This is a genomic window from Streptomyces sp. Inha503 (assembly GCF_047215865.1).
Classification (GTDB): Bacteria; Actinomycetota; Actinomycetes; order Streptomycetales; family Streptomycetaceae; genus Streptomyces; species Streptomyces lycopersici.
This window is the reverse complement of record NZ_CP178360.1, coordinates 7,807,694-7,819,048: the sequence shown is the minus strand read 5'-3', so window position 1 is coordinate 7,819,048 and position 11,355 is coordinate 7,807,694. Positions and strand designations below refer to the sequence as shown.

Here is an 11,355-nt window from a genome sequence, read left to right as displayed (position 1 = left end):
ACGGGCGGCGACATGACGCGCATAGACAACGCGAGTTGACGGTGTGACACCAGTGCGGGGGGACGCTAGGCGATGACGAGTCCATCCCAGACCGGCGTGGTCGAGAAGACCGCACCGGGCGGCACGGAGGGCGAGGCGCCGGCCGGTCTGGCGCCCCGCCAGCTGATGTGGCGGCGCTTCAGACGCGACCGCACCGGTGTGATCTCCGCGTGCGTGGTGGTCTTCTTCTTCGCCGTCGCCGTACTGGCGCCGGTGATCGCCTGGCTGTACGGCAAGGATCCGTACACCACGTACGGACTGGACCGGCCCGAGCTGCTGGACCCCCTCACCGGCTATCCGATGAAGCCCAATGGCGGCATCGACGGCGAGTTCTGGTTCGGCGTCGAGCCCAAGCTGGGCCGCGATGTGCTGACCCAGCTCGTCTACGGCATCCGCACCTCGCTGCTGATCGGGCTGGCCGCGACCGTGCTGTCCACGCTCACCGGCATCGTGATCGGCGTGGTGGCGGGCTATACGGGCGGCCGCACCGACTACTTCCTCGGCCGCCTCATCGATCTGCTGCTGTCCTTTCCGCAGCAGCTGTTCTTCGTCGCCTTCATGCCGGTGGTCACCGCGCTGTTCGTCAGCCCGCAGAAGGAGACGCCCACCTATTTCCGGGTGACGGCCCTGGTGATGGTGTTGTGGCTGCTGGGCTGGATGCAGCTGGCCCGGCTGCTGCGCGGCCAGGTGCTGTCCCTGAGGGAGCGTGAGTTCGTCGAGGCGGCCAGGGTGACCGGCGCCTCGCCGTGGCGGATCGTCCGCAAGGAGCTGCTGCCCAACCTCGTCACGCCCATCCTGGTGCAGTCCACGCTGATGCTGCCGAACTTCGTGACGACGGAGGCGGCGCTGTCCTTCCTCGGCGTCGGCGTGGTGGAGCCGACCCCCGACTGGGGCCGGATGTTCGCCAAGGGCGCGAACTTCTACGAGGGCGACATCACCTACATGTTCTTCCCCGGCATCGCCATGGTGGTCTTCGTGGTCGCCTTCAACCTGCTCGGGGACTCGGTCCGGGACGCGATGGACCCGAAGACCACGCGGTGACCGGGGGGCCGGCGGGCCCAAGGCAGTGAACGGCAAGTCTTCCGTCCGATGAGGCAGGTGCAGTGGCAACGTGAACATCGAAGAACAGTCGAAGAGAAGCCGCAGAGCCCGTACCTTCGCCGTCGCCCTGGCCGCGGGGGCCCTGGCGCTCGCGGGGTGCAGCAGCGGTGGCGGTGGCTCGGACCCCAAGGACTCGAACGAGCCCAAGATGGAGTCCCAGGACGTCACCCTCGGCACCGCCGCCGACTCCACCGGACCGGCCAAGGACCTGCCGGGCGCCAAGAAGGGCGGCACCGTCACGGTGCTCCAGCGGGACGCCTTCGAGCATCTGGACCCGGGGCAGATCTATGTCAGCGATGAGCTGATCATGCAGACGCTCTACAACCGGACGCTGACGAACTACCAGTTCGACGACAAGACGGGCAAGGCCAAGCTGGTCGGCGACCTCGCCACCGACACCGGCAAGTCCTCCGACGGCGGCCGCACCTGGACGTACACCCTCAAGGACGGGCTGAAGTACGAGGACGGCTCGCCCATCACCTCCAAGGACGTCCGGCACGCCGTGGAGCGGCTCTACGCGCCGTTCGAGGCCGCCGGTCCGACCTATCTCCAGCAGTGGCTCTCCGGGGAGGGCCAGAAGTACCGCAAGGCGCTTCCGGACGGCCCCTACAAGGGCAAGCACCTGCCCAAGTCGGTGCTGGACACCCCGGACGACAAGACCGTCGTCTTCCACTTCGACCAGCCGCGCGCCGAGGTGCCGTTCGCGGTCGCCATGCCCAACATCGGCGCGGTGCCGCCGGGCAAGGACACCAAGGAGAAGTACGACAAGGCCCCGCTGGCCTCCGGTCCGTACAAGATCCAGAACTTCAAGCCGGGCAAGGGCATCCAGTTCGTCAAGAACGACCAGTGGGACCCCAAGACCGACTCGATACGCCATCAGTACGTCGACAAGTTCGACGTCTCCTTCGGCCACCAGTGGGTGGACTCCACCCGCCGGCTCCAGGCGAACAAGGGCGCCGACCGGAACGCGATGACGTTCACCAACGCGGTCGACCCGTCGCAGATCTCCACGGTCCTCAAGGACAAGGAGGCGATGTCCCGGTCGCTGACCGAAACGCAGCCCTATGTGGATGTCGTGTCGATCAACACCGATCGGGTCAAGGACAAGAAGGTGCGCGAGGCGATCGCCTGGGCCTTCCCCAGCGGTCAGTACCTCCAGCAGTTCGGCGGTCCGAAGGCCGGTGAGATCGGCGGCGGGCTGGTCGGCCCCACCCTCAAGGGCTACGACCCCAAGTTCGACCCGTTCCAGAAGAAGAAGTACCCCGGCGGCAACGCCAAGAAGGCCAGGGAGCTGCTGAAGGAGGCGGGCAAGGAGAACTACGAGCTCGTCTACGCCTACGGCAACGGCGACACCCACCAGGACGCCTCGGTGGTCGTCGAGCAGGCCCTGGAGCGGGCCGGGTTCAAGGTGCAGAAGAAGGAGATCGACCAGTCGACCTATTACACCCAGATCGGAAAGGTCAAGAACAAGTTCGACCTGTACCGGTCCTCGTGGGGTGCCGACTGGCCGTCCGCCTCGACCGTGGTTCCGCCGGTGTACGGCGGCGAGAACGTCTACGACGACTCCGCGAACTACTCGCACCTCAACGTGCCGTCGGTCAACGGCGAGATCGCCAAGGTGACCAAGGTCAGCGATCTGAGCCGGGCCACCTCGGAGTGGATCAAGCTCAGCGAGAAGATCCTCACCGAGGACATCCCCGCCGTCCCGACCTTCTACAACCGGCTGTTCACCCTCTGGGGCTCTGGGCTGGGCGGAGTGAAGTTCAACACGGTCTACGGCGCCGTGGACCCGACGGCCGTCTTCATCAAGTAGGCGCCTTCATCAAGTAGCCGACTTCTTCAAGTAGCCGCGGCCGCACCCAGGCAGCGCAGAAACCGGCCGCGTCCGCTCCGGCGGACGCGGCCGGGACCCGCCCCTAGCGGAAGATCACCGACGTCATGTTGAGATTCCTCGCCCGCCGGTCCCTCGGCGCGATCGTGATCCTGATCCTGATCAGCGCGATCACGTTCTTCCTCTTCTTCGCCCTGCCCGCCGAACCGGCCCGGCTCGCCTGCGGCAAGAACTGCGATCCCACCTCGCTCGCCATGATCAACAAGAATCTGGGCCTGGACCAGCCGGTGCCGGTCCAGTACTGGAAGTTCATGGTGGGGATCTTCGCCGGGCGGGACTTCGCCGTGGGGCACTGCGACGCACCCTGCTTCGGCTACTCCTTCGTCAGTCAGGAGCCGGTCTGGAGCACCATCGTCGACCGCTTCCCGACCACCCTCTCGCTCGCCCTCGGCGGCGCCGCGGTCTTCCTGGTCTGCGGGATCGGCATCGGCATGATCGCGGCCTGGCGGCGCGGCACCTGGATCGACAAGTTCTTCAGCTCGCTGTCGCTGCTCGGCGCCTCGATGCAGATCTACTTCGTCGGGGTGCTCGCCCTGGCCTGGTTCGTCAGCGGGCTGGGGATCATGGACCAGCCCGCCTACTACCCGTTCACCGAGAATCCGGCGAAGTGGTTCAGCGGGATGCTGCTGCCCTGGGTGGTGCTCTCGCTGATCTTCATGGCCAACTACAGCCGGATGACCCGCTCCCAGATGGTCGAGCAGCTTCAGGAGGACCATGTCCGCACGGCGCGGGCCAAGGGGCTCTCCAGCCGTACGGTCTTCTTCCGCTACGCCTGGCGCGGCGCCATCGCTCCCATCGTCACCATCTTCGGCATCGACCTCGGATCGCTCCTCGGCGGGGCCATGGTCACCGAGTACACCTTCACCCTGCACGGCATCGGACGGCTGGCGGTGGAATCCGTCCAGCTCACCGATCTGCCGATGCTGATGGGCGTGATGCTGGTCAGCTCCGCGGCCATCGTGGTGTTCAACATCCTGGTCGACGCCGCCTACGCCTTCATCGACCCGCGCGTGCGCCTCGCCTGACAGACCCGGAGCTGCCGAGATGACCACACTCACCAAGCCCGACGACGGCGCGACGCCGCCACCGGCCCCCGGCGACGGCGCCTTCCTGTCCGTACGCGACCTGTACGTCCGGTTCTCCACCGAGGACGGGATCGTCAAGGCCGTGGACGGCCTCTCCTTCGACCTCGAACGCGGCCGGACGCTCGGCATCGTGGGCGAGTCCGGCTCCGGGAAGTCCGTCACCAACCTCACCGTGCTGGGCCTGCACGATCCGCGCACCACCGCCGTCAGCGGCGAGATCCTGCTGGACGGGCAGGAGCTGACCGGCGCACCCGAGCGCACCCTGGAGCGGCTGCGCGGCAACACCATGGCGATGATCTTCCAGGACCCGCTGACCGCCCTGTCGCCGTACTACACGGTGGGCCGCCAGATCGCCGAGCCGTACCGCAAGCACACCGGCGCCTCCAAGAGCGAGGCCCGCTCCCGGGCGATCGAGATGCTTCAGAAGGTCGGCATCCCCAACCCGCGGCTGCGGGTGGACGACTATCCGCACCAGTTCTCCGGCGGGATGCGGCAGCGCGCGATGATCGCGATGTCGCTGGTCTGCGACCCCGATCTGCTGATCGCCGACGAGCCGACCACCGCGCTCGACGTCACCGTGCAGGCCCAGATCCTGGATCTGCTGAAGGACCTCCAGCAGGAGTTCGGCTCCGCGATCATCCTCATCACCCATGACCTGGGCGTGGTGGCCAACACCGCCGACGACCTGCTGGTGATGTACGCGGGCCGGGCCGTGGAGCGCGGTACGGTCCGCGAGGTGCTGCGGGCGCCCCAGCACCCGTACACCTGGGGGCTGCTGGGCTCCATGCCGCGGCTGACCTCGGCCGTGGACGAGCCGCTGAGCCCCATACCCGGCTCCCCGCCGAGCCTGCTCAGCCCCCCGCCGGGCTGCCCCTTCCACCCGCGGTGCCGCTACACCGACCAGGTGGAGGGTGACCGCTGCGCCACCGAGCGGCCGTCGCTGCCGGACGGCCGCGGCGCGGCCTGCCATCTGAGCGCCGAGCGGAAACAGACCCTCTTCACCGAGCAGATCAAGCCCCGGCTGGGCTAGGGACCAGGGCTTAGGAGCGCTGACGCATGAGCATCGAGTCGGGCACGCCCGAACCCCTCCTGGTCACCGAGAAGCTGACCAAACACTTCCCGATCATGGGCGGCTTTCCGTTCAAGCGGAAGGTCGGGGCCGTACAGGCGGTGGACGGGGTCGATCTGACCGTGCACGCCGGGGAGAGCTTCGGACTGGTCGGCGAGTCCGGCTGCGGCAAGTCCACCACGGGCCGGCTGCTGACCCGGCTGCTGGAACCCACCAGCGGCACGATCACCTACCGGGGCCGGGACATCACCCACGCGGGCCGCAAGGAGCTCGCCCCGATCCGCTCCGAGATCCAGATGATCTTCCAGGATCCGTACTCCTCGCTGAACCCACGGCAGACCGTCGGCACCATCATCTCCGGCCCCATGGAGATCAACGGCATCGATCCGCCGGGCGGCCGGGAGGCCCGGGTGCGCGAACTGCTGGAGATCGTGGGCCTCAACCCCGAGCACTACAACCGCTTCCCGCACGAGTTCTCCGGCGGCCAGCGCCAGCGCATCGGGGTGGCCCGCGCGCTCGCCCTGGAGCCCAAGCTGATCGTGGCCGACGAACCGGTCTCGGCGCTGGACGTCTCCATCCAGGCGCAGGTCGTCAATCTGCTCCAGAAGCTCCAGCGGGAGCTGGGCATCGCCTTCCTGTTCATCGCCCATGACCTCGCCGTGGTACGCCACTTCTCGCAGCGCGTCGCCGTGATGTACCTGGGCAAGGTGGTCGAGGTGGGCGACCGCGAGTCCATCTACCGCCGCCCCCGCCACCCGTACACCCATGCGCTGCTGTCCGCGGTGCCGGACGCGGCGGTGGTGATGGCCGAGGAGGCCTCGGACGGTCCGGGCGGCCCGGACGGCCCGGACGCCGTGGAGACCACCCGCCGGGAGCGCATCCGGCTCGCCGGGGACGTCCCCTCCCCCATCAACCCGCCCTCCGGCTGCCGCTTCCGCACCCGCTGCTGGAAGGCCCAGGACAAATGCGCGCGGGAGGAGCCTCCGCTCATCCGCCTGGACGGCAACCGCGAGGGCCACCTGTCCGCCTGCCACTTCCCCGAGGACCCGACGCTCGAGGCCCGCGAGGAGGACGTGGTGCTGGACCCGGCGCTGATCGCGGCGGAGTCGGAGGCCCTGCCGCGCAAGGAGCCGTAACGGAGCGGCCTCACAGGGCTCACAGGCCTCACAAGGCCTCACAGCCTCAGAACCGCGAGAAGGAATGCGCCCGCCCGACGGCGGTGAACCCGCGGCGGCCGTACCAGCGCAGCGGCCAGTCGTCCTGGTCGGCGACGAGGAATCGCAGCGCGCACCCCGCGGCGGCCGCGCGGCGCAGCGCGTCGGCCAGGACGGCGCCGGCGTAGCCGCGGCGCAGATATGGCTCGGCGGTCGCCACCTCCTCGATCTGGGCGACCCCGGCGGCGGGCTCCAGATACAGATCGGCCCAGGAGGCGATCTCGCCGCTGTCGTCGTGGGCGGCGAGGAAGAGCACCTCCTCGGCCCCGGCCCGCCGGGCGGTGCGCCGCTCCACGAGGTCGTGCACGGTCTTCTCGTCCGCGTCCGGCATCCACCGCCACTGCTGCGCCGTCACCGCCCGTCGCAGCGGCCCGTGCGGATACGGCCCCAGCTCCCGCTCCACCACATCGGCCGCCCCGGCCTCCGGCACCGGCCCGGTGTGGACCATCAGCACCTCGGTGACATGGGTGTACCCGGCCCGTTCGAGCGCGGGCACACAGAGCAGCCCCAGGGCCTCGTCATGGACCGTGATCCGGCGGTGCGGCAGGAAGGCCATGGCCTCATCGGCGAGCGCGGGCAGCCCCTCGGGGTCGGCGGGCCCGGTGATATGGAGCTGATTGTGCTCATGGGAGCGTGCGTACTCCCGGTGCAGCACCAGGAAACCGCCCGGCACCTCCCGCACTTCACCGGCCTGGCGGCGGGCGAAGGAGAGCCGGAAGTCGATGATGCGCTGAAGGTCGTTCCGCGGCACGTCGCGATCATAAGCGAACTCACACAATGAAACGCCTCTCCATAACCGGTAAACGCGGATAACCCCGATAACCCATCGAGTAAAGGGAATTAAGCGATCCACTACCTTCTGATGGAAATTGTCAACTCTTGATAGTTCTGCGGCGGATATTTACTGTCTAGCGCATGTCGGCACAGTGACCCCACTGCGTCCGGCCCCCAACGAGAGGGAGGTGTTCGCCATGCGCAAGCTGATCCTCACCGGAGCGCTCTTCGCCCGGCTCACTCGTAAGGACCGTCTCACACTGCCCTACGCGTACTACTAAACCGGCGCGGTTGAGCGCGGGCGGTGGCCACGGCGGCGATGCCGCGGCCACCGCCGTCGGCCACGATCCGAGGGGACGTCCATGACCGCCGCTCCTTACCGCACCGACCTGCCGGGCCCCTCCGGGGACAAGTACCTCGGCAATCTGCACGCCTTCTCCTCCGATCCGCTGGGCTTTCTGACCGACTGTTCGCGCCGCTACGGCGACGTGGTCCGGCTCGGCGAGAACAACGTGCTGCTGACCGACCCCGGCGACGTGGAGAAGATGCTGGTCGACCGGGACTCCCTGTTCTCCAAGGCCAGCGCGGACACCCGGCGCGGCTCGCGGCGGCAGGGCTTCCCCCACTCCACCATGAACAGCGACGGCGAGCGGTGGAAGGCCAAACGGCACCGGCTGCAACCGGCGTTCGGGCGGTCGCTGTCCACCAGGGCGGCCGAAATCGTCGACGCCCAGGGCGAGAAGCTGCTGCGCACCTGGCGGCCCGGCCAGGCCCGTACGCTCCAGGACGACATCGCGGTGGTGACCCTGCGGCTGGTCACCCAGCTCATGTTCGGGGACGAGTTCAGCGACCGGGACACCGCCGAAGTGGCCCGGCTGGTGGCGCCCATCATGGACCTGTCGACCTCGCCGGTCCTGCTGCCCGAGTGGGTGCCGACCCCGCGCAAGCTGCGCATCCGCCGCTCGATGGCCCGTATCGACCGCACCCTGCACGCCCTGGCCGCCTCCCCCGCCGCGAACGACCCGGAGCGCGCCCCCGTGCTGCACGCCCTCGTCCACGGCACCCCCGCCCCCTCGCCGGAGGAACTCCGGGACGAGCTGGCCACCTTGATCATGGCGGGCTTCGAGACCACCAATGACGCGGTGGTCTGGACGAGCGTCCTGCTGGCCCGGCACCCCCGGATCGCCGAGCGGGTACGGGCCGAGGCCGGCGCCGCCTTCGCCACCACCCCCGCCGGGCTCTCCCGGATGGATGCCCTGCCCTACACCCACGCCGTCGTCCGCGAGGCGCTGCGCCTCTACCCCCCGGTCTGGCTGACCAGCCGGGACGCGCGGGAGGACCTGGACTTCGGCGGCTACCTCATCCCCGCCGGAACCACCGTCACCGTCAGCCAGTGGGTGGCCCACCGCGATCCGCGGTTCTGGGAGGAGGCCGAGGCGTTCCGCCCCGAGCGCTGGCTGGGCGGCGGCCCCTCCCCGGTGCCCCGCGGCTCGTACTTCCCCTTCGGGCTCGGCCCCCGCGTCTGCGTGGGGGCCGCCGTGGCCACCACCGAGACCGTCCACCTGGTGGCCGACATCTGGCGCCGCTACCGGCTGGAGCTGACCGCCCCGGACCGCGTCCACCCCCGCCCGGCCCTCGCCCTCCAGCCGGTCGGCGCCGAGGTGGTCCCGCGCCCCTGGTGACCGGCAGCCGGGCTCGCGGCCCGTCAGGGCTCCGGGACGGGCCCGTAGACGGCGGTGGGGGCGGCCGTGGACCAGGCCCAGTAGCGATCGCCGTACGACCAGTGCCACCACTCGGTGGGGTAGTTGACCATGCCGACCGAGGACAGCGCCTCGATCATCAACGCCCGGTTCTCGCGGGCCCGTCCGGACAGGCTGGGGGCGTGGGTGTAGCAGGCCCCGTCGCTCTCCTCCGGGGTCGCGGCCTCCGGACTGCCCATGTCGATCTCCGTACCGTCCCGCGTGCATACGGTGAGGTCGATCGCCGCCCCGGCGACGTGTCCGGCCGTCTCCGCCGGGGCGCACCAGCGGCTGGCCGCCGTCCGGATCCGCTCCTCGTCGGCGCCCGGATCCAGCTTCCGCAGCGTGGCCGCGTAGCCATCGAAGATCTCCCGCTGGAGCGCCGGGGGCCGGTAGCCCTCGACCAGCAACCACCGCCAGTCGTCCGGCAGCAGTCGCTCGGCCCGCTCGATGCGTTCGGCGACTCCGGCCCTGAGGCGTGCGAAGTGCCCCGCCGGATCGGCCCGCCGGCCGTCCACGCGCATCCGCCCCCGGCAGTCGACCAGCGGTTCACCGCATTCGCGCACCGGCACCGCCCTGACCCGTGGGTCACCGATCAGGACGATCCGCTGGTCTTCCGGGAAGGGCGAGCTGACCATGGGGCTCTCCTCACAGGCGCCGGTGGGCCGTCCCACAATCTGCCCGTCCCCTCGTTCGGATGAACCACCGTCCACAGGCATCCGGAATGGGTGGTCCGCCCGCATGATCGCCGGTATGAGCCTCGAAGGTGTCACGATCACGATCCCGAGCGAGACCTTGAGCGCCGCCAAGGAGGCGGCGGATCGCGAGGGCATGAGCGTCTCGGCCTGGCTCTCGCACGCGGCCGAGCGCGCGGCCAAGATCGAGGCAGGGCTGATCGCGGCGGAAGAGGTGCTGGCGGAGACCGGCCCACCCACCCCGGAGGAACAGGCGTGGGTGGATGACTTCATGGACACGGTCACGAGGCCGGTAGCGGACGGCGGCTCCGACCCCGACGACATCCGGCATTTGCTCGACCGGCTCGGCGGCCGAGGCAAGCGAGTGGCCGTGCAGCGGGTCTGAGGGCGTGCCGCCACGCCCCTCATGTACCCCACATCATGTTGGACACCGCCACGAACAGCACAAAGGCGATTCCCACGCCCTGCGCGGCCTTGCCCCAGCCAGGCATGGATTCGCCCCGCTTGACCGCCGAGCGCTGCGCGGAGAAGGCGAACGCCAGGGCGATGAGGGCGAGGGGGCCGAGCACGATGGACAGCCAGTCGACTTGTACGGGGGTCATGGCGGAACTTCCTTACGGTCACCTCGGCTACGGGCGGCCCATCCTCCTCGGGACCGCCCGGGACCCCTCCCGAGGAGCGGTGCCCCCGCCTTCGCCGCGCGTCCGTACGGCTCGGCTCGTTCTTAGGCGACCGTGAGCACGATCTTGCCTTGGATATGCCCTCGGGCGGCGCGTTCGTGCGCGGCTCGGGCGTCCGCGAGCGGGAACGTGCTGTCCACCGCGACGCGAACCGTACCCGCGTCGAGCAGGAGGCCCAGTTCGGCGAGTTGCGCGCCGTTCGAGCGGACCTGGGTGGCCGTGACCGTGACGCCCAGCCTCGCGTTCTCCTCGTCGTCGAACTCGCCGAAGTACACCGGGTAGAGGGATCCGCCGCGCTTGAGGGTGCGCAGGAAGCGCCTGCTGTCGGGGCCCCCGACGGTGTCCAGGACGAGATCGACGTCACGGGCGACCTCCTCGGGCCGCTCCTTGGTGTAGTCGATGAACTCGTCGGCGCCGAGCTCGCGCAGGAACGTCTCGTGGGCCCCGGAGGCCACGGCGATGACGCGGGCCCCCTTCCACTTGGCCAGCTGGAGGGCGAGGTGGCCCACGCCACCGGCGGCGCCGTTGATGAGCACCGTGGTCTCGCCGTCGAGGGCCATCGGGCGGTGCCGGGCCGCTTGGAACGGCGAGGGGTGGTCGTGCCCGAGCTCGATCAAGAACTGCCACGCCGTCAGCCCCGACATGGGCAACGCGGCCGCGTGCACATGATCGACGGCGGCCGGCTTGCGGGCGAGGTCGGACGCCGGCGCGGTGACGTACTCGGCGTACCCGCCGCCCTGGAGAGCGATGGGGAAGCGCAGCAGGCCGATCACCTCGTCTCCGGCCGCGAAGCCGTTGACGTCGTCGGCGACGGCTGCCACGACGCCCGAGACGTCGGTCCCCGGAATCAGGGGGAGCTGGAACGGGGGCTTGAGCTCGGGAGGCACGTTGGGCATCCCCTCGCGCGCGTACCAGTCGGGAGGGTTGATGCCGACCGCGTGCACACGGATGAGCACCTCACCCGGCGCCGGTTCCGGAACCGGCGCCTCCTCGTAACGCAGCACCTCGGGGCCGCCGAACTCATGCAGCCGGATCGCTCTCATCGTGTGTGTCGGCATCATTTTCTCC

12 protein-coding genes are annotated in these 11,355 nt (G+C 69.6%); 8 read left to right on the top strand and 4 right to left on the bottom strand.

What is annotated here, in order from left to right; genetic code table 11:
* Window positions 1-72: 72 nt before the first annotated feature.
* From ACJX2R_RS33205 to ACJX2R_RS33185, 5 genes are all read left to right on the top strand, one after another.
* The gene (locus ACJX2R_RS33205) at window positions 73-1,080 is read left to right on the top strand and encodes an ABC transporter permease (RefSeq protein ID WP_121824778.1); all 1,008 of its coding nucleotides are present in this window, start codon (window positions 73-75) and stop codon (window positions 1,078-1,080) included.
* A 70-nt stretch (window positions 1,081-1,150) separates the two neighbouring features.
* Window positions 1,151-2,953, top strand: coding sequence for an ABC transporter substrate-binding protein (locus ACJX2R_RS33200; protein WP_413103130.1), 1,803 nt, complete (start codon window positions 1,151-1,153; stop codon window positions 2,951-2,953).
* Window positions 2,954-3,078: 125 nt separating this feature from the next.
* The gene (locus tag ACJX2R_RS33195; RefSeq protein ID WP_262703573.1) at window positions 3,079-4,056 is read left to right on the top strand and encodes an ABC transporter permease; all 978 of its coding nucleotides are present in this window, start codon (window positions 3,079-3,081) and stop codon (window positions 4,054-4,056) included.
* A gap of 19 nt (window positions 4,057-4,075) precedes the next feature.
* A complete protein-coding gene (locus ACJX2R_RS33190; protein WP_262703572.1) occupies window positions 4,076-5,146 on the top strand; it encodes an ABC transporter ATP-binding protein in 1,071 nt (356 codons plus the stop codon).
* A 26-nt stretch (window positions 5,147-5,172) separates the two neighbouring features.
* The gene (locus tag ACJX2R_RS33185) at window positions 5,173-6,321 is read left to right on the top strand and encodes an ABC transporter ATP-binding protein (protein ID WP_413103129.1); all 1,149 of its coding nucleotides are present in this window, start codon (window positions 5,173-5,175) and stop codon (window positions 6,319-6,321) included.
* Window positions 6,322-6,367: 46 nt separating this feature from the next.
* Here the strand turns inward: ACJX2R_RS33185 and ACJX2R_RS33180 are convergent, their stop codons facing one another.
* Window positions 6,368-7,150 carry a GNAT family N-acetyltransferase gene (locus tag ACJX2R_RS33180; protein WP_413103128.1) on the bottom strand — a complete coding sequence of 261 codons (783 nt, stop codon included), beginning with the start codon at window positions 7,148-7,150 and terminating at the stop codon, window positions 6,368-6,370.
* 175 nt (window positions 7,151-7,325) lie between these two features.
* Here ACJX2R_RS33180 and ACJX2R_RS33175 point away from each other — a divergent pair, with 175 nt between their 5' ends.
* Together ACJX2R_RS33175 and ACJX2R_RS33170 are read left to right on the top strand one after the other, a co-directional pair.
* The gene (locus ACJX2R_RS33175; protein ID WP_214665340.1) at window positions 7,326-7,454 is read left to right on the top strand and encodes a cittilin family RiPP precursor; all 129 of its coding nucleotides are present in this window, start codon (window positions 7,326-7,328) and stop codon (window positions 7,452-7,454) included.
* Window positions 7,455-7,535: 81 nt separating this feature from the next.
* Complete coding sequence (locus tag ACJX2R_RS33170) at window positions 7,536-8,855, top strand: cytochrome P450 (RefSeq protein WP_413103127.1); 1,320 nt, start codon at window positions 7,536-7,538, stop codon at window positions 8,853-8,855.
* 23 nt (window positions 8,856-8,878) lie between these two features.
* On the opposite strand, the gene ACJX2R_RS33165 is transcribed toward ACJX2R_RS33170, so the two are convergent.
* A complete protein-coding gene (locus ACJX2R_RS33165) occupies window positions 8,879-9,550 on the bottom strand; it encodes a M15 family metallopeptidase (protein ID WP_413103126.1) in 672 nt (223 codons plus the stop codon).
* A gap of 115 nt (window positions 9,551-9,665) precedes the next feature.
* Between ACJX2R_RS33165 and ACJX2R_RS33160 the strand changes: the two genes are divergently transcribed.
* Entirely contained in the window at window positions 9,666-9,992 is a 327-nt protein-coding gene (locus tag ACJX2R_RS33160) for a hypothetical protein (RefSeq protein ID WP_413103125.1), read from the top strand.
* Between the two features lie 19 nt (window positions 9,993-10,011).
* Here ACJX2R_RS33160 and ACJX2R_RS33155 read toward each other — a convergent pair whose 3' ends face one another.
* Together ACJX2R_RS33155 and ACJX2R_RS33150 are read right to left on the bottom strand one after the other, a co-directional pair.
* The gene (locus tag ACJX2R_RS33155; protein WP_262703567.1) at window positions 10,012-10,209 is read right to left on the bottom strand and encodes a hypothetical protein; all 198 of its coding nucleotides are present in this window, start codon (window positions 10,207-10,209) and stop codon (window positions 10,012-10,014) included.
* Between the two features lie 122 nt (window positions 10,210-10,331).
* Complete coding sequence (locus ACJX2R_RS33150; RefSeq protein ID WP_413106002.1) at window positions 10,332-11,345, bottom strand: NADP-dependent oxidoreductase; 1,014 nt, start codon at window positions 11,343-11,345, stop codon at window positions 10,332-10,334.
* Window positions 11,346-11,355 lie beyond the last annotated feature (10 nt).